General features: G+C 36.4%; 22 protein-coding genes and 3 pseudogenes. 2 read left to right on the forward strand and 23 right to left on the reverse strand.

What is annotated here, in order from left to right:
* Positions 1-140 precede the first annotated feature (140 nt).
* A complete protein-coding gene (locus tag K401_RS32095; RefSeq protein WP_024295825.1) occupies positions 141-737 on the reverse strand; it encodes a helix-turn-helix domain-containing protein in 597 nt (198 codons plus the stop codon).
* Between the two features lie 497 nt (positions 738-1,234).
* Here K401_RS32095 and K401_RS0126765 point away from each other — a divergent pair, with 497 nt between their 5' ends.
* The gene (locus tag K401_RS0126765) at positions 1,235-2,431 is read left to right on the forward strand and encodes an IS256 family transposase (protein WP_024292811.1); all 1,197 of its coding nucleotides are present in this window, start codon (positions 1,235-1,237) and stop codon (positions 2,429-2,431) included.
* Between the two features lie 395 nt (positions 2,432-2,826).
* Here K401_RS0126765 and K401_RS32100 read toward each other — a convergent pair.
* Positions 2,827-3,213, reverse strand: a pseudogene (locus K401_RS32100) (IS66 family transposase); the annotation flags it as partial.
* Here K401_RS32100 and K401_RS34110 point away from each other — a divergent pair.
* Positions 3,152-3,445, forward strand: coding sequence for an IS66 family transposase (locus K401_RS34110; protein WP_024295827.1), 294 nt, complete (start codon positions 3,152-3,154; stop codon positions 3,443-3,445). The pseudogene K401_RS32100 and the gene K401_RS34110 sit on opposite strands and share 62 nt — an antisense overlap.
* Before the next feature lie 272 nt (positions 3,446-3,717).
* Here the strand turns inward: K401_RS34110 and K401_RS0126775 are convergent, their stop codons facing one another.
* From K401_RS0126775 to K401_RS0126855, 21 genes and pseudogenes are all read right to left on the reverse strand, one after another.
* On the reverse strand, positions 3,718-4,851 hold the full coding sequence (locus K401_RS0126775) for a hypothetical protein (protein ID WP_024295828.1): 1,134 nt from the start codon (positions 4,849-4,851) through the stop codon (positions 3,718-3,720).
* Between the two features lie 456 nt (positions 4,852-5,307).
* The gene (locus K401_RS34115; RefSeq protein ID WP_334291570.1) at positions 5,308-5,538 is read right to left on the reverse strand and encodes a mobility-associated LCxxNW protein; all 231 of its coding nucleotides are present in this window, start codon (positions 5,536-5,538) and stop codon (positions 5,308-5,310) included.
* On the reverse strand, positions 5,498-6,061 hold the full coding sequence (locus K401_RS31555; protein WP_334291571.1) for an ATP-binding protein: 564 nt from the start codon (positions 6,059-6,061) through the stop codon (positions 5,498-5,500). The genes K401_RS34115 and K401_RS31555 overlap by 41 nt, the downstream gene beginning before the upstream one ends.
* Positions 6,062-6,121: 60 nt before the next feature.
* Positions 6,122-6,277: a hypothetical protein gene (locus K401_RS33980; RefSeq protein WP_330363180.1), complete on the reverse strand. Its 156-nt coding sequence runs from the start codon at positions 6,275-6,277 to the stop codon at positions 6,122-6,124.
* Positions 6,277-6,921, reverse strand: a complete 645-nt coding sequence (locus K401_RS33720; protein WP_242842335.1) for a Mu transposase domain-containing protein — start codon at positions 6,919-6,921, stop codon at positions 6,277-6,279. Before K401_RS33720 ends, K401_RS33980 begins: the two co-directional genes overlap by 1 nt.
* 345 nt (positions 6,922-7,266) lie before the next feature.
* Positions 7,267-7,824 carry a hypothetical protein gene (locus tag K401_RS33725; protein ID WP_242842336.1) on the reverse strand — a complete coding sequence of 186 codons (558 nt, stop codon included), beginning with the start codon at positions 7,822-7,824 and terminating at the stop codon, positions 7,267-7,269.
* Between the two features lie 581 nt (positions 7,825-8,405).
* A complete protein-coding gene (locus K401_RS0126795) occupies positions 8,406-9,611 on the reverse strand; it encodes a hypothetical protein (protein WP_024295831.1) in 1,206 nt (401 codons plus the stop codon).
* A 9-nt stretch (positions 9,612-9,620) separates the two neighbouring features.
* Complete coding sequence (locus K401_RS0126800) at positions 9,621-10,931, reverse strand: hypothetical protein (RefSeq protein WP_024295832.1); 1,311 nt, start codon at positions 10,929-10,931, stop codon at positions 9,621-9,623.
* A gap of 930 nt (positions 10,932-11,861) precedes the next feature.
* A pseudogene (locus K401_RS31565) lies at positions 11,862-12,400 on the reverse strand (RNA 2'-phosphotransferase).
* Positions 12,401-12,522: 122 nt separating this feature from the next.
* The gene (locus K401_RS0126810) at positions 12,523-14,289 is read right to left on the reverse strand and encodes an ATP-dependent helicase (protein WP_024295833.1); all 1,767 of its coding nucleotides are present in this window, start codon (positions 14,287-14,289) and stop codon (positions 12,523-12,525) included.
* Position 14,290: 1 nt separating this feature from the next.
* Positions 14,291-16,282, reverse strand: a complete 1,992-nt coding sequence (locus K401_RS0126815) for an ATP-dependent nuclease (protein WP_024295834.1) — start codon at positions 16,280-16,282, stop codon at positions 14,291-14,293.
* Positions 16,283-16,765: 483 nt separating this feature from the next.
* The gene (locus K401_RS33985; protein WP_330363182.1) at positions 16,766-17,119 is read right to left on the reverse strand and encodes a recombinase zinc ribbon domain-containing protein; all 354 of its coding nucleotides are present in this window, start codon (positions 17,117-17,119) and stop codon (positions 16,766-16,768) included.
* The gene (locus tag K401_RS34120) at positions 17,110-17,277 is read right to left on the reverse strand and encodes a hypothetical protein (RefSeq protein WP_334291572.1); all 168 of its coding nucleotides are present in this window, start codon (positions 17,275-17,277) and stop codon (positions 17,110-17,112) included. The genes K401_RS33985 and K401_RS34120 overlap by 10 nt, the downstream gene beginning before the upstream one ends.
* Positions 17,244-17,495, reverse strand: coding sequence for a recombinase family protein (locus tag K401_RS33990; RefSeq protein WP_330363211.1), 252 nt, complete (start codon positions 17,493-17,495; stop codon positions 17,244-17,246). The genes K401_RS34120 and K401_RS33990 overlap by 34 nt, the downstream gene beginning before the upstream one ends.
* Positions 17,496-17,591: 96 nt before the next feature.
* Positions 17,592-18,023: pseudogene (locus K401_RS33995) on the reverse strand (recombinase family protein); the annotation flags it as partial.
* A gap of 81 nt (positions 18,024-18,104) precedes the next feature.
* Positions 18,105-19,754: an IS66 family transposase gene (gene tnpC / locus K401_RS31580; protein ID WP_024295835.1), complete on the reverse strand. Its 1,650-nt coding sequence runs from the start codon at positions 19,752-19,754 to the stop codon at positions 18,105-18,107.
* A 291-nt stretch (positions 19,755-20,045) separates the two neighbouring features.
* On the reverse strand, positions 20,046-20,390 hold the full coding sequence (gene tnpB, locus K401_RS0126835) for an IS66 family insertion sequence element accessory protein TnpB (RefSeq protein WP_024295836.1): 345 nt from the start codon (positions 20,388-20,390) through the stop codon (positions 20,046-20,048).
* Positions 20,384-20,806 carry an IS66 family insertion sequence element accessory protein TnpA gene (gene tnpA, locus K401_RS0126840; protein WP_034620072.1) on the reverse strand — a complete coding sequence of 141 codons (423 nt, stop codon included), beginning with the start codon at positions 20,804-20,806 and terminating at the stop codon, positions 20,384-20,386. Before tnpA ends, tnpB begins: the two co-directional genes overlap by 7 nt.
* A 1,001-nt stretch (positions 20,807-21,807) precedes the next feature.
* The gene (locus K401_RS33090; RefSeq protein ID WP_156945321.1) at positions 21,808-22,014 is read right to left on the reverse strand and encodes a hypothetical protein; all 207 of its coding nucleotides are present in this window, start codon (positions 22,012-22,014) and stop codon (positions 21,808-21,810) included.
* Between the two features lie 216 nt (positions 22,015-22,230).
* Positions 22,231-23,418, reverse strand: a complete 1,188-nt coding sequence (locus K401_RS0126850; RefSeq protein ID WP_024295838.1) for a hypothetical protein — start codon at positions 23,416-23,418, stop codon at positions 22,231-22,233.
* A 383-nt stretch (positions 23,419-23,801) separates the two neighbouring features.
* Positions 23,802-25,004: a hypothetical protein gene (locus tag K401_RS0126855; protein ID WP_024295839.1), complete on the reverse strand. Its 1,203-nt coding sequence runs from the start codon at positions 25,002-25,004 to the stop codon at positions 23,802-23,804.
* Between the last annotated feature and the right edge of the window lie 108 nt (positions 25,005-25,112).

A 25,112-nucleotide genomic window follows, 5' to 3' on the forward strand; every position in this document is an offset into this window, starting at 1 on the left:
TAAAATATCAAATATTCCTTGTTTTATATTTTTATAAATTTTTCTATAAGATAAAAAATAATACTTATAAAAGATTAATTTATGACCATAATTGAAGTGGCGGTATTTTACTTTAAATCTTGTTTTATTAATACATTTATTTATGGACTTTCTCTGATAAAATCCTTCAAAAATTCAGGTAAATATTGCTCACATATATCTGCTCGTACTATTGCCTCTCCCCCATATATTAAGAAAACAGTAGCATCTAGCTCACTATTAATAACCATAGGTTTTCCCATAACTTGTGTACAAGTTTCTATCGCTTCCTTTGGCTTTACTGGTCGTAATCTTCTGATTTCTAATTTATATTTATCATCTGCCCATCCTACCCATTGAGTTTGTCCTCCAATATAATCATCTTTCAAATTAATCCAAAAATACGTCGCTTCTTTTTTTATTTCATAATTATTCAAACACTTCAAATAATGGCTGTATAATTGATTGTAACCGTCTTCTCCCTTTAATTTATACTCGCGCTCCTCTATCTCTTCTTTATAGCCCTTCAATCCAAGCAAATAATCTGCGGAAACATTAAAAAATGTTGCAAGTTTAACTAAAGCATAAGTGTCTGGCCTATATCCTCCCTCATACCTTTGTATTGATTTCATTGTGACGTCTAACTGTCTTGCAAGATTTTCTTGAGTGAGTCCAGCTGCCACTCTCAATTCTTTTATTTTTTTTGCAAATGACTCCATATTTTCCCCTCCTTTATGCTCTGATTATATCGTATTTGGCACGGGATTAGTAGAGACACTTTTGTCTTAAAAAAGAGAAGGAAATAACTATGGGGGAAATTTAGTCAATAAATTCCCAATTAAGATAATTTTTTCACCTCTCCTATTTATTAATTTAAAAAGGTTTTATCTTCAAACATCTTATGCCATCCGTGGACACAGCGAAAAAACGGGGCCCAAAATCGCATTTTTCAGCTCCGTTTTTCCTCATTTTCAAGCAAAAAAACACAACATCTTGTGATCTAATCCTGATTTTCGTCCTTATTACTACAATATGTCATCCTTATCACCGTTTCAACATTTCTGGAGTGTGTAAAAAAGATTATAGGAAAGCATGATTATGCCTGATGACGTATAATTAATTTCGCAAATTTAATTTCATAAAAATAGACATGGTCTATAGCCGTTTGGTAGAATTAAGTTACCACACAAAATACTCTCAAAGGAGGCTATAGAACATGTCTGATAATATTATACAATTAAATCAGGAACTTATCCATAACGAATTGAAAGATTTAGTACGCAACAGCGTTGAGGAAACCCTCAATGCCTTGCTGGATCATGAAGCAGAAGAACTCGTTAATGCGGAAAAATACGAACGTTCCGGTGAACGCAAGGGATATCGTTCCGGCCATTACAGCAGGAACTTTCAAACCACAGCTGGTGAGGTCAAATTAAAGATGCCAAAGCTAAAGGGTGTTCCGTTCGAAACTGCCATTATTGAACGCTATCGCCGCAGAGAATGCTCCGTAGAAGAGGCTCTCATTGAAATGTATCTCGCGGGTGTTTCTGTTCGCCGTGTTGAAGATATCACCGAGGCATTATGGGGAACTAAAATTTCACCTGGAACAATAAGTAATCTTAATAAAAAAGCTTATGAACACATTGAAACATGGAGAAGCCGCAAACTTAGCGGTTCTTATCCATATGTTTATGTTGACGGTGTTTACTTAAAGCGCAGCTGGGGTGGTGAAGTTCAAAATGTCTCTATCCTTGTTGCTATTGGTGTCAATGAAGATGGATGCCGTGAAATCATTGGCACAGCAGAAGGTATGAAAGAAGATCGTGAAAGCTGGAGGACATTCTTTGTATGGTTAAAAGAACGTGGCCTGGCTGGAGTGCGCCTAATTATTGGTGATAAATGCCTTGGGATGCTCGAATCCATTCCAGAAGTATTTCCGGATGCAAAGTATCAAAGATGTACGGTTCACTTCTATCGGAATATATTTTCGGCCACTCCTCGTAATAAGATGAAAGAAGTCTCTATGCTGCTAAAGGCTATTCATGCTCAAGAGTGTAAGGTATCTGCAAAGGAAAAGGCAAAACAAGTAGCTGATAAACTTCGCGAGATGAAATTAGCTTCGGCAGCTAAAAAGGTCGAAGACGGAATCGAGGAAACCCTTACATACATGGATTTTCCTAGCCAGCACTGGACTAGAATTCGCACCAACAACACCATCGAAAGACTTAATAGGGAAATCAAACGTAGAACCCGGGCAATTGGCGCTTTTCCTGATGGGCAAAGTGCTTTAATGCTTGTATGTGCCAGACTACGACACGTAGCAGGGACCCAATGGGGTACAAAGCGCTACATGAATATGGAGCATCTAAAAGAAATGGATCTCCAAAACGAGTCTGATATCATAGCCGGCTAACTACCGGCTACCAGACGGTTGAAATACAATTTGCGAAAAAATCTTGACACTATCTAAGAGGATACTCTTTTCTGGCCTGCAGGATATCTTTTTCGCTAACCTCTAATTGTTTTAAACAACTGAGTAAATCGAATGACTCTACATATCTTCTAGCTATATTTCTATCCCTAGTTTCTCTTGGTCTTATAGAAAAATCCATTAGTCAATAAATTTCCTTCCTCAATTCATATTCATATAATGATTCAACGATATTTTCTCTATAAAGTTTTCTATTAAGATACATAAAGTCATTATACACCATTATTAAGAAGGATTACAACTGAATGAAAGTAAGTGTCAAATAAGTTGGTGTATAGAAAAACAGACAGCCCCTGTTTATAATTGAAGGCTGTCAGTTAACGGCAAAGTTTTTGAATAATCGGATCCCATGGCATATATGCTTCCAGATATTCTGGATATTCAAGGAATGAAGTTCCGGGAATATTGCTGAGAATGAATTGGATATACTTCCATGGATTTAATCCATTGGCTTTGGCCGTTTCAATTAGAGTATAGATACCAGCACTTGCTTCTGCTCCTTTGGGACTTCCTGAGAACAGCCAGTTCTTCCGGCCAATTGTAAATGGCCGGATGCTATTCTCTGCCAGATTGTTTGATATGCTGCAGTTGCCATTAAGAAGATAATTCATCAGTCCTTCTTTTTGGTTATTCGCATACTGAATGGATTTACCCAGTCTGGAACTCACAAGGACTTTCGGTGAGGTCTCTTTTACCCACGACCAAATTGGAAAAGCATTCACTTATGCAGCCAATCAGAAAGCAGGACTTATCATTACCTGCTGGATGGGAACTGCATCATATCAAAATAACCTGGAGGAAAATAGTATTCGTCCTTTTACAATTGGCAGAGAGAACAGGATGTTCTCTGGTAGCCCCAAAGGTGCGGAGGCAAGCGCTGTAATATACACCCTGATTGAAACAGCAAAGGTCAATGGTCTGAGTCCAATGAAATAAATCCAGTTTATTCTTGATGATATTCCCGGAACTTCGTTTTTGGAATATCCGGAATACCTGGAAGAATACATGCTCTGGAATCCGCTGATCCAGAAACTGTGTCGATAGAGTCAACCTTTAATTATAATGGAAGGTTGGCTCTTTTTTAATACATGACTTTATCTGACGCTTACTTTGCAAATTCAATTCTGGTATCAGTATTGATATTAACGGATAAGAGATCAGGTTTCCCTGAAGAAATTCGACAGGGTGACTTGCCCTCTTTATTTTTGTTACTCCCTAAGATAGAGTTTATTCAAACTCTTATCATCAAATATTGGTTCCATTATTGTAGGTGTATCTTTTGCGAAATCTTCTGGTATTTTCCCGCTAATTCTATTAATAACGGCTTTGCCGTCGGCGTTTACAATATGAATTTCGTCAAACACCTGCCTTGATATCTGAAAACTTAGAAGGCAATCATCGATATATTTTCCATAGCTCGTGTCAAGTCGTGTTTTATATCCATTGAAAATTATTTTATTAATTATTCCACTACTATCAGAGAGAAACACTGCTGCCACCATACGCAATGCCAAATTGTAAATCATGCCGTTATATATATTCTTGGCCTCATCACGTTTTAACTGGATAGGAATAATTTCATCATCTCTTATATTGAATTTATAATCAGAATAAGGCAAGGAATCGATAACCGGCAACTCTCCATTAATCACAAGAAGCCCCTCCCTATAGAACACGGTGTTGTTTGGTTGAAATCCCATGTAATATCCACGTGTTTTCTTGCTATCCTTACTTAAAACATAAAGGATATATTCCATAACCTCACTCGGTTTACCATCATGGCAATCTTTCTGCCTGCTGTCAATTCCTGCATTAAACTGGGCCTGTTCCGCTTCATAAGAAATTTTTCCTTGCTCATACTCTTGAACCCACTTGTTATATTCTTTTTTCGCCAGATCCTCTAATTGGATTCTATTTACTTTTCGCTTTGGGAAGACTGACTCAATAAAAGCAATTCTCTTCGGAACCTTCAGGTCTTTCTTCATTATATCCAAGTTAGGAGTTTGATGAATTTGAGTGTACCTTCTGACACGTTTAAGGCTTTCATAGTATTCCGGAACAGAGGCTTCCGTGACTCCAATTAGAAGTCTGTGCTTTATAGCAGATAAATCTTTAGAGCACTGGCGGCTTAATCTATATGCTTCTTCTTGTCGTTCAAATTGATATCTCTCTTGTTCGATTTTTTCTTGTTCTTTTTCCCACTTTATTTGTTCAGCACCCCATTTTTTATACTGAGTTTCTATTTTTTTATTCAGGGCACTTTCAGTTGTTGCGGTAATTTTAGCATGCTCGCCCGTGTAAGGATTCCCTATGGTTTCTACCAGTTTTTTCTTTCCAGCCACACGACCACCTCCCAGCATTCATCCTCGACACCATCATCTAATCCGGGAACTCAACTCTCGCCGACACCTAAATCACTGTCTCAATAGACGACATCTAAATCAACGACTCAACTATTCGGCTCATTCTTCATAATCAGCCGGTAGCGCTGTTTCCACAGAGCGAACTGCTAAGTTTCCAATCCTAATAAATCTCACCGAAAGCGGTTCAAAACGCCCTGTTTTACGCTATTCTCACCCGGTCTTAACATCAGACAAACGGTTTCAACATGTGTTGATATATACTGTTTATACCACATGACAAAATAGGCCCTCACCCCGTTAATTTGATTGAAATCCTATATGATGAGAGGAAAAGCTGAGTATTCCGTCTGAAATGAGCACCCTTTTCGGAAATTTAGAGCACCTTTTTCCGGAAAAGCGGTGCATGCCTTTCCGGAGCCGAGTGCAGTTAGCTGATTAGTACTCAGATGGAATCTCTATTCCGTGCTCCGTTAAAAGTGCCTGTAACTGTTCGATGTAATTTCGCAGGTGCTGGATTTCTATCCAGTTGCCATGACATAGTTCATCAGCTTCTTCTAATTCGTGGCGGGTTAATTCGTAATCAGTCCATTTAATACATTTATTGTTCTTGCTGAATGCACAATAGTTAGTCATTGGCAGCTCCTTTCCGGGAAGCTTTGATGCCATGACGTTCCCTCATAGATACACGACCGTCAATCATTACTTCATAGGAGTTATGAATAATCCGGTCAATGATTGCTCCGCAGATAGTAGCATCGCAATCACTTCCAATACGGCTGTACCAGCCTTTCGGTTCAAACTGTGTGCAGAAGATAACGGAACTTTTTACACTGCGTGCTTCAATGATTTCGAGAAGCTCCCGTGTCTGCTCGGTGGATACCGGGCTTAAAAGGAATTCATCCAGAATCAAAAGGTCGATTTTCTGGTACGCCTTGATTACTTTTTTCAGAGTATCATCACCATGCGCAACTGCCAGTTCGTTTAACAGGTCCGACAAGCGGACATAACGGACTTTTATAAAATTCCGGCAGGCTGCTATACCAAGTGCACAGGCAATGTATGTTTTTCCGTTCCCGGATGCACCTTTCATAATGATATGATGGTTATCTGAAATATACCGGCATATAGAGAATTCCAACATCTGGCCTTTGTCCAGATTTCTGTCCAAGTGATACTCAACGGCTTCCATGCACGCATTCGGATAACGGAATTCTGTATTAGGGATAAGCTTTTGCAACTTTGTATTTTTTCACTTGTCCCATTCCTTGTCGACCAGCATTCCAAAACGGTCTTCAAAGGATAAAGCCTGATAGGTATCAGGGTCTGAGCACTGGCTTTCAAAAGCGTCTGACATTACAGATAAGCGCATATCGTGTAGTTTATCTATTGTTGACTGGCGAATCATCAGCGGTCACCTCCTTCGTAGTAAGAAGCGCCTCTGGTAATGCCATACTTGGAGCTTTCTTTGTTTGATAAGTTACCGGATTCTGATTCCAATGCCACTTTGCCCTGACCGTTTTTCAGAATAGTGCTGATATTTTTCAGACTTGGGCTCGGTGTGTAGCTGAGCGCTTTGGCACAGGTGTTTTCCAGACGTTCCATACCATAACGGTCAGCAAGCTTCATCAACGATGCACAGGATTTATATCCCTGTTGCTCCACTTTATGCATATATAAAAAATGTTTTACTACAATGAGGGTGTAATGACCGACATTCCTGCCCCAGTCAAGAAAACTTTCCGTGTTGTATTCAAAATATTTTCTGTGATTTTCCGGCATGTGTTCCGGCATGTAAATTGAATCATGCGAATACGCTTTACGCACGTGAGCTGCTATACGGTTGTTATGATAGAAGACTTCGATACTATTTTCAGTAATACGGATGTCTACTTTCTTACCAATAAATTCATATGGAACAGAGTACTTGCAATTCCCGACAGTTAGGAGATAATCTGGTTGTATGGTGGCAGCCCCCCAGACAGCCGTTTCATACGGGGAAGCGGGTAATGGCATGAGGAAGTCCTTTTCTTCTTCGATAAATGCAGACAACCGGCTTCCTTTCTTTTTCTGGAAAGGTTTTGCATTGAATTCTTCCAGCTTTTCACGAATGGCTTTGTTGAGTTCATCAAAGGTGAAGAACTTCCGGTTTCTAAGAGCTGCTAAAATTCATGTTTCAAGTACCTTTATGGTACCCTCTGCATTGGGTTTGTCCTTGGGCTTTACCGGTCTGGCGGGAATGATTGCAGTTCCATAATGTTCCGCCATTTCATAGTAGGAACGGTTGAGTACAAGCTCTGTCCATGTGTTCTTAATAACACCGGTTTTTAGATTGTCTGGTACGAGAATGCGGGTCACACCACCAAAGAAAGAATACGCATGAACATGTGCGCCTATCTAGTGGTTGGATTTCATATCTGAAAAAGCCTCTGCATATCCGTACAAACTGCACGGAAGTACGGCAACAAATATATAGGCAGGTATATCGCGACAACTGGCGACGTCGTAAACCTTAAGGGTATCGCCAACCCAGTCTACTTCCAGAGTTTCTCCGGGTTTGCGTTTAATTCTAAGAGTTGCTTTCTTTGATGCGGCATAAGCATGATACTTGTCGTTAAACTGCGTGTGCTGGTACGGAATAGTATGTTCCGCCTCGCATTTGGCACAGTATTCCGTCCACAAGAGAGAAAGTGATAGACCGGGCTTAGCCAGCTCATGATAGACATACTCGTAATCCGGGAGCCCCCTTCCTTCATTGCTGCCTCTGTTCGGATAAAACAGATGCTCAATGTCACTGTTAGTCAGTGCATCTGGGATAGGCCATCCCAAAGAATGTGTTTCTGCAAGCTTAAGTACTTCAGAAACCGTGTTACGTGAACAACACAAGCTGTTCGTAATCGCAAGATTGCTTAAGGCCAGACTTTTTAGTCTGATGATTTCTCGATAATCAATCATGGTTATCGACCTCCTTAATGAATTTACACATTTTCATGTGCATGGATTCATTATAGAGGATTGCACTCTGGAGCGGAAACACCTGCTCTGAACCCCCGGATTTATGTGCTCTGAAATTTCGGAAAGAGTGCACTATTTAAACGGAATATCCAGAAAAGCTACTTCTTGATAGGATTTCAGCCCTTGGCTCATGATATCCCCTACCTATTTAAGTATATTATAAACAGGCGATATTTTCGTCCGTCTTTCACACGATTATAATAACTTCATTGGGCCCCCTCCGTACACCATTCTCAGTTCTCCATATACATGATCCCAGTTACGGATTTGTATCCGCACTTTTCTGTGACTCGCTCCAACTATTCTAAAGTCTTTTTTTACATAAATATCTGATATATCTTTAAGTCTGCAGCAAAAGACTCACACTCCTAATCAGGCACATTTTAATGTTTTCGTACCTAGTGGATGTAGCACTCACATTCTGTTTTAGGATAAATAATAGCTATTACCTCCTTGATTCCAGTCAGTCCATGTGCGCAGATGATAACGATATTTTTTATCCCCTCCCCCGATTCTTTAGACTATTTAGAACTTAGATATTTAAAGAACGTAGTTGGAATATTGCAAACATCACAAATAAAATGCAAACTTGTTTTTATTCCGATTTTAACTTTCTCATAATTATCAAATAAAGAGGACATCTCCTCATTATTAACCACTTTTTCATTCAATTCATATTCCATTAGTATAAATTCGATTTGTCGCAGTATATCAAAAAATGCCAACGGGTTATTCGTTATTCTAAAAATAAAATCTATAAGCTTATAAGTATATTCTGGTGGTTCAATTTTAAAATTAGCATGTAATTGTTGTGGCATAAAGTCAGGTATTTGCTGTTTAACTAATCCAATGGCCATCTTGTATGTTGCATTTACTATTTCTTCTCGCTTTCTTGCTGGAATTTCACCAGATAGCATCCCATCCATAATCAGTAACTTTTTATCATTATCTGACAAATAATATACTTCTCGACAAATATTTATTATTGCTAAATTAAACAAACATATTAATTCATATATACCCCATTTCATAATTACTTTTTTCTCATCACCTTCTACATTGTAGCAATCATATAATTGTTTTATTCCACTCAAACATTTTTTTACTCTTGCATAATGATCAAATACCCAATAGCTACTTTCCATATACTGAGCTACTCTTTTTAATTCCTTACCATCATATGATACACTTTTTTTCAGTTTATTGATCATATCTAACTGTTGATTATAATTCCAAGACCCCCTCCAGTCACTTTCTTTAATATGAAAATCTGTTTCCAATTTATTTAACAACACATCATCCAAAATAATTATTCCACTTTTATGTGCGTACTGTTTTGTATTAATTCTAACATTGTTTTTTACAAATATAGCTTCATCGATTCTAGCAGAATATTTTATACCTTTGATCCAAGACATTCGTTCTAGCGGTTTTGCTCTTCCAGCTTTGCAATCAACCCACACCTTTTTTGTAGAAAAATCCTTATTGATAAATATCCCATAGACATCAAGATCTGTAATTTCATCTGCCAAATCATCAGCAGATGTCTTTATAATAACTCCTCTTTTGCTATAATATCCCATATGGAACATCAGTCTTTGCATGCGATATTCTAATAATGATCCTTTACTAATACTCTTTTTTTGTTTTGTCCCATTATTATTAATATCAGTAGTATTATCTAATATTAATTGTTCATATTTTATTTCTTTATTCGTTCCGTCCATTTCATCCTCCTATATTAATTCATCTCTTAAAACCTTATTTAAATGCTCTTGTGCTGCTCTTACTGGTTCTGGCAATAATCCCATTTTAACTCTAGTTTCTTCTGGTGAATCAAATGAACCACATTCGGAAATTATATTACAATCACTTATACTTTCTGTTAGTTTTATACTATATTCTTTTGATTCAATAATTCTTAGTGCTTCTTCCGCTATATCTTGTTTTAATAATTTTAAACAATACCCCTCGCGAGTTTGACGTGTATAATAATTATATTTACTTCTTTTTTCTACTTTAACAATACCTCTCTTTTCCAAAAGCAAATAATCAGTTCCATTTGATGAATGCGGACCTACTGTTCCTCTATTTATTAATGCCCGTAAAAATTTAGCCGAATCATTAATAGTTGAATATTCTGTATAATTTTCTCCAAATCTAATAGATGCTAATAATAATTTAACGTCGTCTAAAATATCTTTGTCTTGTGAATCTTCATGTAATAGATTAGTAGAAAATTCGAACTCTTTATTGAACCCCCTTGATGACGATATAATTGTTGGATTTAATATTCCCACCTTCTTGGCTAATTGAAGAAGTTCTGCGTCTACATTTGGCAGTTGTTCAAGTGGAATTCCTTGCTTATTTTGAACTATTTCTATAACATCCTTTAATGTTTGCTTCTTTCCAAAATCAAGCGGTGCTATAGCTGCTGCAATTTTTTTGTGGTTTTCTCCCCAGATATATTCATTACTAATAATAGGATCTTTCGTTTTAGTTAAATTTACTTTTTGAATCAATTGAAATTGCTCCTGTATTGCAATTGATAATTGAATATCCTGTTCCTTATATCCATTTTTTATTAATTTATCAATAATTTCTCCTTGATAATATGGCAACTTTTTCGTAGCTTCCATAGTTTCAATAGCAATTTTTTCTATTATATTGGGGTTTTGGTTCTCAAAGACTTCTCCAGCAATTCCCAAAACATTTTTTGAATCAAACAAATATTCTGCGATGCCTGTGATTTCTCCAATTGTATTTCTAATAATTTCAATTTTATCAGATGCTCTTTCAATCTCAGGTAAAATTATTTTATGTAAAGTACTTTTTCTAATTCCAACACTTCCAGCCATTTTTTCAATTTTTTTGATATTTTCAATTGTTCCATTACCCCTAATTGTGCCGAGAAAACGACCCGATTTTCCTGCAATGTTTAAATTGTCCACTTCATCTAAATTTTGACTTTCTTCAATATAATTTTTTAAATGTTTTTCTGCTGCTATAGCCCAATAACCATCTTGAATATTCTTATTTTCACTCATTTGTTTCCTCTATCATCATTTTATGTATTAAATAAATGTACTGCATTAATCATAATCACTTTTGATAATCTATAGACTTTTAATTCTACATTGTATATAATTTTACCACTTTCAGGTCTTTTTCAAGTAAACATATAAATTTCATAATGAAATGAACGGCGTTATCCGATTTCTTTATTTGTTCTTAATATTATCTATGTAAAATTTCCTATAATTTAACCCAACTTTATCATCTTTAATATCTCCTCGGTGTCAGGGTGTACCTTTAACAATTACGAACACTTGACTCTTGTTTTCTATAAAATAACTATACCAATTATAACATGGCAACTCTCATTTTTCGATGCCGAATCTAGTAAAAGTAAAAGCTGTTAACAATAAAGACTCAGCGTACTGGTACTTTTAGTCTTAGCAGTTTTTTTATAGAAACGAACTTCTTGGGTATTGCTTTTCATTTTTTATTATCGAAATTTTAGAGAACTTCTACCTCAGATCTGCTATTTTTATTTTAAATGAAAGATAGCCCCATTCCTAAATGTAAGTTTCCATCTTCTCCTATCTTGAAATACTTCTTTGCAATGTATAACTTGATTAAATCCATTAATTAGTTATTTGCAATTTGAACACTTTACACGTTGTTTTTATCAGAGACAGCGTGGGTAGATTTTGCCCACACTGATTTTTTCTCTGATTCACTTCTTCTAAAAATATTTCTGATATATTTTCCAATCATACTTCGATCACGATGAGATAATTCTTCCATTTGGGCGGTGGATTTCCAAGATGCGTCAGCATCATAAAGTAGCTTCTATTTTAGATAAAACGCTTTCTGTTTCGTCCATTATAATTTCATAGTTTACATGAAATCCTAATAAGCTAAAATATAATTAAAAAGTCAACTTTCATTCATGCCTTTATTCTCTTTTAAAATCAGTCTTCCAATTCAAAATACTTGTTCTCTACACATTTTGTTAGCCATACACCATTGATTGATAAATAGAACTTCAATCTATCTTATACATTTCGCCACTATGTACTTTTAAAACAATAGGATTATCATGCCGCTTACCAACTCTAATCGCTGTTTCCATATCATCTGATAGATGTACATATAATCGACTCATCGGTTTTAGTCCATCAGATAATATACTTGATAAGAATCTTCCTGCTGTTCCATGGTACAAAACTTCAGGTGGTTCTTGCTCTATCAATTCTACATCAACCGGAATACTATGCCCCTGGTTTGCCCTGATTAGCGTCTTATCTGCATTAAAACTATAACGCTGCTTATTATCCGTTGCAACAATTTCTTCTAATACCTCCATATTGATTTTTCTGCCTGTATCATTCATTCCATCAAGTAATTTAGTATTCATCCATTCAAACTCGTCTAACTTAATATTCGCAGCATCTGGTTTATGCCTTAATACAAGAGATATAAATACACTTAATTTATCTAATTTGCTCATTATTTACCTCAACATACATTGATATCTTCTAGTTCGACCAATCTTGCGTAAATTCAAGTGACCGCTACCAAATATAATAGCACCTACTATCACACCACCATCATCATATAACAAAATATTTTTCATGAACCGCTTTCCAAAAACTCATATTTCCACAATTCTTCTGGAAATCTTCCACAATTTTTTATTCCTTTAGTATCTGGCATAGCAATCATTAGTAATCTTCTTGGTCTAGTCATAGCAACGTATGCCAAACGCATCAGTTCCTGATCAAGAGAGCCCTCCATCAGTAGTTTAGGGGTAATTGTACTTCCTGTACGGCTTTTGATATAAATTAGCACTGCATCATAAGATTCTCCTTTTACTCCATGAATTGACGATCGGGTATATTTATCTTCTATCTTCTTTTCAAAATATTTACTTAACGATATTTGCTTAAAATACGGTACATTTTTGTCACTCTGTTTTATCTTAAAAATATTCTTGATATCTTTATGTGGTGAAATTTCATAACCGTATTTAGTGCATATTGAGCAAAAGATAACCGAAAAGCTTTTTACCCATTCCGCAATTCCCATTTCAATATCAGGCATATCTACCAAAATATCTATGACATAATCTTTCCATGTTTCTTCGTTGGTGTACTCCCAGATTTTTTGCTTCATCACATATTCATCTACATCTTCATTAAAAATCAAATCATAGGATGCCTTTGATGCTTCTTGGTATGCTCGCTTTCTCGAACCACGTTTCCATTCATATGCTGCTTTAGCAAACAACTCTATTTCTTTGCTTTTCCATAATCCTGTTATATCTGTATCAGAATATATTCTCCCTCTAGTTAAGATTGCAACATTCTCCGGCGATTCCTCTATTCCCATCTTTCTACACTTATCCAAAAAATAATGGATAATATCATCCTCTGAATTTTTCTTTGTCAGTAATAAAACTGGTTTTTCCTTCTCATCTTTCCAATCCCCTATTGCATTATTATTACTAGTACCCCTCAAACTAGCAGAAAAAGGTGAAGTAGCATTACAGATATTCTGTGAGCTTCTAAAGTTTCCGGTCAGTTCTATAGTTTTCCAATTTGGATCCTCTAATTTCCGGATAAAACACTCTGGGTCTGCATTTCTCCATTCATATATCGACTGATCCGAGTCTCCCACTAAAAACATTGATTCCAACCCTGAGTCACTTAACAATTCAAAAACTGCCATTTGGTTTATCGATGTATCTTGGACTTCATCAATAATAATTATCGGAAATCTTTCCGTTATAGCATTCGCCACTTCTGGATATTTCTTTAATAACTGATATGCAAATAAAGCTGTCTCATTTTGAAAAACAATATCTCGTTCTGACAACATCCTCTTATATTGTTGACACGGAAGTGCCCTTGCATTTTTACGGTCACAGGTCACCTGCTTATTTCCTTTATAAAAGTTCCCATCAATTCCATAATAAAATTGTTCTACACTGTCTACGCAGCCATTTCTATGACATTCTGACCTCCAATATTTATATGGTATTTTCCAATTATCAGCCAGTGCCATCCTCGGGCGCACCTTACCAACCGTATGAAGATGCCCATAACGTAACACAATAAATTCATCAATAAAACTATCAACTGTCCCAACAAAATGAGGGTATCCCAGTTTACCTAAACTCCCATGAATTGTTTGAGCCTTTATATATATTTCATTACTTGCCACATTCGTAAACGATAACACTGCAACACCTCTGTGATAATCTTTCCAATTATCTACATAAGATAATAATTTGTGTGCAACTGTATACGTTTTTCCACTTCCCGGGCAAGCCTTTACAACCACTTTACCTTCTGCAGCTAAAAACTTTTTTTGTTCTTCCGTCATTTTCTCTACCATACTATTGTTCCGTCACACTATAAATCGCATGTTTTAAATAATCTGGGATAGTGAACTCCTTTTCAATTCGTTCTCCTTTTTTTCTTAATTCATACTGATTACTGATAACCTGGCTTATGTATTGTGCAACAGCTCCTTTACATTTATCTCTGGTTCTAATAAACAGCCACACACACGCTGCTTTTTCACTTAATTGAGATAAGGCTGCAACCTTTGCTTCTAACTTAGTCCCCAAATCTGTATAACATTTCTTCAATGCATTTATCATATAGTAAACATTATCTTCACTACAGCACAATGCATATTCTAATGTTTTGGTTGCTGTAAATATATTAATTCCTGCACTGGAACATAATACCATTAAATTATTACACCTATCTGAGGGATGTCCATTTTGTAATTTTGTAACAACCATATTGCAAATATCATCGAAATCATAATTTTTATCAATGTATTCTTCCTCATCTTTTTTTGCACATCTGTCATCATCTGTAATAATCGACACCTTTGAAAAACAAGTCTTTACTCTATCAGATGACAAAAGATTTACAAATGGTGCAAATGCAACACTATCTACATTGACTAATTCCACTGCATACTTTTCAAAAGGTCTGTCTAATGCCTTTGCCATTGTAGGTAGCAAAACTGCTTCACTAATCCCTTCCACAAATAAAATTCCTCGTGCAAAAAACATCTGAGATTTTGTGACATCCAGATACCTCTGCAAATATCCTTTATTTTCTTCTGTCAAATTCGTTTCCGAAAAAGGCAAACAATATTTCTTATGTCCATATTCATATACCAGGTTGATGCTTGCTATATCAACTTTAGAAGCTAATGTCGGAGAATGCGATGTGTATATAATCTGGATATTACCATCACTTTTATTGGCATCTGCCAGAAAACTATGCACCAATTCCTGCAGCTGAGGATGTAAATGAGCTTCTGGTTCCTCCACTAGCAGAAGATTCTGATAAACCCCACCTTTCTCAATTGCCATATCGCCAAGTACAGCTGACATAAACAATAAATTATTATACCCTAATCCATTCTGATATAGCTCAAAAGAGCTATTCGCAATGTCACCAATTCTGTTGGCCATTTCCTTGTCAAATCCAGTTTCATCAGCCAAAATAGAAATTTCGAAGTATATGCCTTTTTCATCAGCTTGTATTTTCTTTGATTTTTTGTGATTTTGATGATAGATATATGCTTTTTCATAAACTGGATCTAATTTATTTATCAATATCCACTTAGGCTTAACCCACGCCCGCAAGGAAGCGGCAATTGAATCAAATCTCGGCTCTACCAAACCAATGTCAATTTGTTGATTTAAAAACTCCTGTTCAATTCTTGCAAGATTTTGATTTATTGTATTTCGTGTCTTTTTTAACTGCTCTTTTTCTAGAAGACTATTATTAGCATCATTCAAAATTTGAACTAATTCTGCCCTGACCTCTTCTCCCGGAACCAAATTTCTAAGTAATTGTGCCAATTTACTATTTCTTGAAGGTTTCATCTCGCTTTCTGAATCCCGCAATGCACCTAAAAAAACTACATCTGTTGCTTCAAACGTATCGGCAGATAATTGATTTCCCTCTGTTCCAAATCCCCAATAAACTGATCTAACCTTTTCGGTTCCATTTGGAGAAACATATTTTTCAAATTTAATATGAAAATCGCCTCCCTCACCACTCTCACTCCTCGGATTCCAAATTTCTACCAACCTGCGCGGGACCTCCTCCAAATATACATCAAATTGGGCGTAATTGGCCACTCCCCCATCTTCACTAACATGAAAATCCGACTTTGAAAAAAATATATCCTTTCTGTATGTTACAGTTGAATAAACAATTCTAAGCACATCTATTACAGAAGATTTTCCAGAATTATTTTCACCAATAATTGCATTCACACCTTTATTAAAGATTAGTGATATACCGTCTTCATCAAAAGTTCTAAAGTTTTTTATAATAATTTTTTTTAAATACATATTATTCTCCCCCTTATCTATAGATATTTTTAAAGCATTATATATATTTTACATTTGCCCGTTTTCACTCTTTGTAGTTTTAGTTTTCATTTCGTCCAACTTTTCTTTCTTTATCGATTTTTATCTCAGAAAATCTTTCTTCCAGTTGTTTCTATATATTTGATTATATATGCAAAATCATTATATCTCAACATAATAATTCAACAATACATATGTCAGTCAGAAAATTCATTTATATTCTGACTGACATATGTAATTTACTTATAAATTCAAATAACATATATCAATATTTCCTGCTTCACCTCGATTCCATAAATTGAAGTGACTACATTCATACTCATGATTTAAATATATTCGAGGATAAAAGAAATTGGTTTATATTATAATAAAGGAATTTTCTCCCCAATTAAAAATCTTTTTTCATACATACTTGGAGTTACACTTGCATTCTCTAACGGCTATCTCTGTTCAGATATCTCAAATCTATTGCTCACAAATAAAATATTGTTCTGTGCCAGATACGCAAATGATAATTTGCTTTTCATATACATCTATTCTCTTCACCTTATCTTTAATAATTGCTTCATTGTAGGAATTTCCGCACACTGTTTCACCCAAAAAACTCTTAATTTCATCATCTTGTAAAGTAGGTGAATGTCCACAAACTTCTTTCCCTTTCTCCATTCTTGTCCCACATCTCCATACGATTTTTCCGCGTTCGGTTCGACGATAATAACTTGCACCACAGTTTCCACACTTCAAAAGATTACCGAATAAATATTTACTACTATATCTATTCCCAGTGCTAATTTGTTCTCCATCTTCATTTAAAACCACCCGTGCCCCCTGCTAAACATCTCATCCTGAACCTGATGAAAAACTTCAGGGAATATAATTCCTTTATGATTACCCGTAACATAACACCTCTGGCGCTGCCCACAATTAACTTTCCTCTTTCCGGTCAGATAATCTTCAATATAAGTTTTTTGAAACATAACATCTCCTTTATATTTTCACATTTTAAAATCTGCTGAATTGTAGTATCTGCCCAAGTTGTTTTTCCACTGGACGATAGCACTTCTTTCTCCTCTAAAGAGATTTTGATTTGTCGAACTGTTTTACCCTCCAGATATAGACGGAAAATTTCTTTAACAATAGATGCTTCCTGTGGAACAATAATTAGTTCATTATTTTCACATCTAAAACCATACACTGGCTTGATTAGCGTGATATTTGCTTCTGTTTCACATTTTCTGCTATACCCCCAATGTACATTTCCGCTTAAATTATGGCTTTCTTCCTGTTCCAATACTGCCCCCAAAGCAATGTCTATCTCTTTTGCACTGTCAATGGAATGGAGATTCTCTTTTTCAAAATATATATCAACGCCTCTTTCTTTTAATTCTCTGACAATCAGCAATGTGTCCAACACGTTTCTCGAAACCCGACTGATAGACTTCGTCAATATGCAATCGATATGTCCAGCTCATACGATGGCCATCAAATTATTTAATCCACTACGCTTTGATTTTCTCAGACCACTCTCGCAGTCGAAAAAAAAGCCTGCGAATTCCCACTCTGAATTATTCAAAATCATATTTTTATAGTAACTCATTTGCATTTCTAAACTTTTGTGCTGTTCTTCAAATTTCGTGCTGATACGGCAGTAGGCCGCAACCCGTTTCTTTTGATTTACACTGCTCTCCAAATCTCTTACTGGTAATTTTATAACTTTCTTCATATGTTTTGTAAGCGCCAAGTGTTAGGGTATCCCAACACGCTAACCCCGGCACCAACATGTGATGTCAGGGTTGCGAGCGTTTTACTCTGATTTCTTGTTGCATTCTATCCTAGCCTTTTCGCTCCACGGTGCGAGAACTTCGAATTCTGTATCGGTAGTATCTTTGCCAGGGCGACTGTCGAGCAAGTATTGCAGGTAGTTGTACGGGTGGAGCCCATGGGCTTTGGCCATCTCTACCATGGTATAAACTACCATGCTCGCATTCGCACCATCCTGGCTGTCACTGAATAGCCAGTTCTTGCGGCCTAAGGTCAGTGGTCGGATTGAATTCTCCGATGGGTTGTTACTCAGGCTGCAGCGTCCGTCTTCAAGATAAGTCATTAAGGTGTCTTTTCGATTTCGGATATAAGTCACTGCCCGATCCATGCGGCTTCCCTTTTCGGGATGCTGCGCATCGAGCCAGCGCATGAAACCTTCCACGACCGGCTTCTGGTCCTTCTGGCGGCGTTTGTAAACCTGCGTATAAGGCAATTCCTTTGCCTTGTAGCTGCGTTCATACTCAAACAGCTTGTTACAGTACACAACGCCCTGAACCGCCGGATGGCTATAGTCCTTATCATGGCCGTTTGGAATGGCTTCAATCAGATATCTTCGGATGTGAGCGTAACAGCAGCACCTCCTGATATTCTTCAGTTTGTTATAGCCACTGTAACCATCAACCATGACGTAAGTACCATCCTCGATCCCTCTCAGGAAACTGACGGCATGTTCTCCGGCCCGTGTCTCTGAATAGTGATACACAACGATGTGCGGTAGCCGGTCTTCTCCGGAACGCATCAGCCAGACATAGGACTTGCTCTGTGGTCTGCGGTCTGGTTCCTTTAATACCTGGATTGGTGTCTCATCCGCCATCACGAAATGCCGTTTCAGCAGTTCGCGGTGAAAGTAGTCATACACTGGTTTCAGATAATTCTGGGAACAGATGATGATCCAACTCGCCATGGTCGTTCTGCTGATACTGACGCCAAGAAGTTCAAAGCCTTTTTCCTGCCGATATAGAGGAAGGGCATCTGCATACTTCTCGTACATGATGTGTGATACGAGGGATGATGAGGCGTATCCACCCGGGATCAGAGCCGGGATCCCTTCATCCTTGATGAACTGAGGATTTTCCGTATCTTTACAGACTGAGCAGCCGTAGGTGGTTGCAACGTATACGATGCGTTCCAGCTTTGCTTTGGTATAGCGTATTTCGGTTCGTATCTCTTCATGACCAATTGGTACCATCATGATCCCACAGACCGGGCATTGTTTTTCTTCTTCTGTCAGTGTATACACTTCTTCATAGTGGATTGGCAGATTTGCGAACATCTCATCGTAGCTCGCTTTGGGTTTACGTTCCCGTTTGCCTGCCTTCCCATCGATGAACTCCGGTTCGATAAGTTCCGGCAAAGGTTCCTCTTCGGAATCAGGATCGGCGAAAAGATCCAGATGACCTGGCATGTCACTGCGCCGCTCACTGGAACTGCCAAAAAGCTTCTGCTTGAAATATTCAAGCTGTGCCTGCAGATTTGCAATGACCCGATCCTTTTCATCATCCTTTGCGTTACGTTCCTCAAGCATCTTCTGTAGGGATGTGATTAGATCATTCTGGGTACGTATGGTTGTATTCAGTTGTGAGATCGTATCCTTCAGTTCCTTGAACTGGATATCCTTTACGCTGGATGCCATGGTTTTTCGCTCCTTTGTTTCGTTACTGGTATTTTACCAGAAAACAGAGAAAAAAGCGAATTCAGACAGAGCCGCACTTTGTCATAATGACGGTGGATAATTCGTTGGCAGAATCAAAAAGACTGGATAACAAAACATATTTACTGCCATAAATGTCTCATATAGCCATAGAATCCGTTATAGCTGGAGCCTTGCAAAAGTTATCCCTATCAGGAGAAAACACGGAACAGTTATCCACGTTTGTTGGTGAAATACAGCCGAAAAATTTCGGCGATTTCACAATAGATTTTTTTATCCGGTCTGGATAGCCTTGGGCTGTTCAATCTCCAGACCACTGAGGAGCCAGTCAAGCTGCCGCCAGGTAATCGCCTGTGCTTCTGAACTCTTTCGTGGCCAACGGTATCGTCCCTGTGTGACACTCAAGCGCTTGTAAAGGAGCACATACCCATCTGGTTCATGGAGCAGTACCTTAATCCGATCACAGCGCTTTCCGCAGAAAAGGAACAAGGATGACTGATCCGGGTCGATGGAAAGTTTGTCACGTACGATACTGCAGAGACCATCAATTGATTTACGCATATCGGTAGTTCCACAGATGATATAGATGTTGTCAGCCACCGAAATATTGCCTAGCATACCGCACCTTTTACAAGACTCAGGATACGATCCAGCATGGCGGGCTCTGTGCCATTGGCAATCCGGATAGTAGCATGTCCAAGTGATATTTCTATCATGGCAGCAATCCCGGATGATCTGGTGGAATCCGCTAAAACTGGTGGGACCAAAACAACCGATTCCTGCATCTCAGCTTTTGAATGAAGGTTTAAGCGAACCACTTCCTGAACAAGAGCTGGCGACGGATTCTCTTTGGAAATGGATTCTGGGATTTCGCAGCAAGCTTTCTTTCTGAGCAGACTAACCCAGTTGTAAAAGGTTCCCGGATGAATTCCGTGTTCCTTACACCACTGATAGTCGGAGAGTCCACTATTCCGACATTCCATGATCAACTGGTATTGCTGATCTGCCGGAACTCTGGCATGATAACTGGACATTTTAATTACCTCCATGAATATGTAGTGAAATGCCCGCACCTATCAACGGAATGCGCTGCATTCCAGAGTAAAGTACTTGCATCTAGCTATCTATCATTATGGAGCATTTGGTGGCGAAGTGCCAGCCACCCTAATACTTGGCGCTTACTATGTTTTCCTTTCCTTGATACACAAACAGCGTGAAGGTTTGAATAACCTTCACGCTGTTTGTGTATCAAATATTCATTTTTCTAATTTGCCTCCCGTTGCAACAGAACGCAACATTCTGTATTCCTTGTTGCTGTAATTCTGATGACCATCGAACCCACTCCTCCCTTGACGTCAAGTTATATTTTCAATAATTCTGACGCTCAGCCTTTCCTTTTCACAAATATTCTATGCTAATTAGAACATGGCGACTCCTATTTATTGATGTATATTTTAATAAAGATAAAGACTGCTAATAATAAAGCCCTTAGTAGTTTTCGGTAGAAAATACTATCTTTGGATCCACTATCATTTCTCTTCACAAATCGGAATTTGTCTTTCTCTAATTCATATAAAAATAGTTCCCTTAATTATTATAATATGAATAATATGAGTCTATATTCTCCAATATTGATTTTCTCGCTAATTAGGTATATAATAATTCTGATAGTAAAATTGCCAGTTAATGCATCACTTGGTATTATATTTTCTTGTTGTTCCGTCCTCTATGCTACCAGCCCCAAAAGAAACTTTACCTTTAGATTTATCTTTTCAGGAAGTACGCTTATGTCAATAATTGAACTATTTAAAAACATTTTGGTAGGTGCAGGTGCGTGTAGGCTTTGCATAGAACTATTAAATGAGGAACAAAGACAAGTAATGTTTGGACACCGAGGGGTTCAATTCCCCTCAAGCCTATCCTTCAAAACAATTGTATTTTTCTATTCCTATATAGAGATAAACTGGAATTGAACAAAATCAGCGTTGCGATAACCTGCTAAGGTTATGGTTCAGCGATTTTGTTCAATTTTAAATTATAAATATCGACATATTATTTCGTATACTTCCATTAATATTTGTTGGCGTGGACTTGGATGCCCCCCAAAACCAGTAAAATCATTAGTGTCAATAAAAACAGTATTTTTCTCAGGTTGTCTTCTCAAGTTAAATAATCTATGTATGACTCCTTCTATTCCGACATGTACCGCTTTAATCTCTATTGAAGAAACCAATTTATCCACAAATTGGTCTCCAGTAATGTCTATTACAATCGCATCAATAGTCAATAACCATACATGATGCCATAATGAATCGCATTTGCATACACCGTTCATTAGATATGTTTATATACCATTTTCAGACAAATACTGTCCTAATAAGTCACATGTAAGACCACAACAGTCTTTAGGAAATCTTGAAAACGGTGAATATTTTCTCAAACTAAATCGCTGCACTTTCTATTCAATGTAATTCTTGTCTACCGAAATTATCTTACGAATAATTCTTTGTAATGATCTCATTTCATTTATCATTTTCAAGCCCTTATTTCTAAATTCCGTCATAGAATTTGTTTCAGTGTTAGACAAGTAAATTGCTGTAACAATGTCTTTAGTAGAATTTCCTGTCATTTTATTGGTGTCTAACAATATTTCTTGATAGTGTAATGTGTTTCTAAGTTTTTGAGCAAATCCTCTGGCTCCTAAATTCTCGAGATTGAGTTTTTCGTTTTCAAAATATTTATTCAAAATTTTAATATCTTCTTTTGGGGAAAATTTTAATAAGCTTTGAAAGTTATCAAAAGATTCATCATATTTAATAGCTACAATCTTAATAAAAAAGCAAGACCACATATCATCTTTATCAATAATTTTATAATCGAATATTTCATCTGTTAAAAGCAATGCATAGCTAATTTGATACAAGATTAGCATTAATCTAAAAGTAGATGCAGGGGAAACCACACTGCAATTCATCAAATCAGCACTTTTATAATCAAATAATTCAACTGTAGGCATTTGCTCACGAAAGCGCAATTGAGATAACTGATATGGTATTTCATCTACTGTTGAAGCAATAGCTTTAATATTAGATGACAGAAATTCAGAATAATCACGATAGTCTGTTCCCTCCCATTTTTTATTTTCACTTTCATAAATACAGTGATAAATAAAGTAATCACAGCCGATAAGACGTCTTGAGTTATTTTTAATATGGAACACCAAAGAAATATCATTTCTTAATGCGGAAAACATGTCCGGTTTTTCAAGTTTGTATTCTTTTAGTTTATCTTTTATAATAGTATTTGCTTTTTCAGCAAATCCACCATCTTTAAAATATGTATGAATATTATTTCGCACTACCTCTAAATCGGGATAACATGGCTGTTCTGTAAACGCTTTACTTTCTTTCTCAGAAAATATACAAAAATGCTTTATACTTTCATATAAGATAACAGACGCATCAAGTTGATAACCTATTGCTATAAAAGTGTTTAGTCCTGCTTCACAACCGTATTTAGGCTGCAATGTATCTATTTTGAAAATTTCAACTAAACATTTTATCAAATTAAAATGACATAATGTTTCAAATTGTAATAAATAAAGTCCTAATTGATATTGAGCGTCTTTTTTTAATATGGCATCCATGTTAATACATTGCCTCCATTCATAATATTATAAGCCATGTTCAGATTTTTTATATCATTTGAAAATATCTTAACGCATCCTCAATAGCCTTTTCTTTTTCTGGCGATACTTGTGGCACGTTTGCTTTCCCATCACCAACATTATAATTAACCCTTTCAATTATACCATGTTTTCTCTTGACTTGTGCAATATATAAATGTGATACTTTAAGCTAAGATCCCCAGCCCACTGGAAATCTTAGCCTTAACCATTTTCAGTAGGAGCGAAAATATCCCCCTGCTGATTACTTCGCATTATCTTACTCTTTGCTGCCTCATTCCAGGGAAACGACGCACCTGTGTATTATATCAATAGTAAAAAGATATGTATCAACCCATTTTTAACTATTTAGTTACTACCTCGAACCATTTATGTTTACTTTCTATAAATTCGCTTATTTCTGGAGCGGTCTGTCCTATCGCTGTTGCCATCAACAATCCACCCAAAGCTATTTTAGGAATTATTGATTCAGAAGATATACTAAGTAATCCTGTACATAAATCGGCAGGAATTAGAAATCGATTTACCCATTTACCTACCTCTCTTATATTGTTACCTGTAGACAATGCCTTGGAAGCTTTTTTTATATCTTTTGCAATTCGCTCTATTGTTTTTTCAGTTCCTCCATCTCGAAGGATTTGTTCTAGATAAGACAATTCCCGTCTTAAGTTGTTAATATCGTTTTTTCTCGTTTCTTTTAACTTAAGCATGTCTCTCATAGTGTTTACTTCTGGTAAAGTACCAATTAATTTTGAACATTCAACTTGTAATATTCTATATGCTTGTAAAGATAAATCAATATTACCAGTAAATGACTCACAGCCTATTTTTACCAGTTCAAACTCACTATTCATAATTGCAGATTCATAATCAGAACTTATCATTAATTGCCAGCACAAAGAATCATAAAGAGTTATTACATGACTTTGTATATCATAATAGTATCTACCTTCCAACATAATTGAGGGAGCTTGAAATGATTTTAGTCTTCCATACCATTTATCAAATTTGTATTTCTTATCAAACTCTTTTTTGTTTATCTCTATTAAATTATGGTATTCCTTTGTTAATTTTTTCTTCATCAAAACCATTTCGTAAAACGCAGTAACAAACTTTGTGAAATTAATTCCCTTAGGAATCAAAGGAAAATATCGATTTAATCTTTTTAAAAGAACAGGAATGATGGCAGGTTCTAAATAACCAGCATATTCAATATGACCTTCCTCTTGCATGGGATTATAGTAATAAGATTTCTCGAAATCAATGACTCTAAAAAGTCCTGTTTCTTCTAAATCTTTGTAATTATAATTCATATCCGCTTTATCCAAAATTATTTCATCAAAAAGTAAAATTGATTGAAACAGTTCTTGTTTTAAACCAGGTATACTTCTCAAATGATTTTTATAGTCTTCCTCTGCCATTTTTAACTCATTGGAATCATATAATTCATCCGCATACGAAGGAATTCTCTTTACTAAACCCGAGTCTTGTGCTTCATAAAGAAAAATATGATCATGTGTACTTGGCAGGATAACTGATTGTCTCACTTTTCACGCACTCCTTTCGTACTCTTCATCTTAATGACCTCAAATAGAAACTAAATAGTCCACTTTTAATTACTCTATCCATATTTACACTCTTTAAAAGCAACTTAA

The sequence above is a fragment of the Lacrimispora indolis DSM 755 genome, assembly GCF_000526995.1.
Classification (GTDB): domain Bacteria; phylum Bacillota; class Clostridia; order Lachnospirales; family Lachnospiraceae; genus Lacrimispora; species Lacrimispora indolis.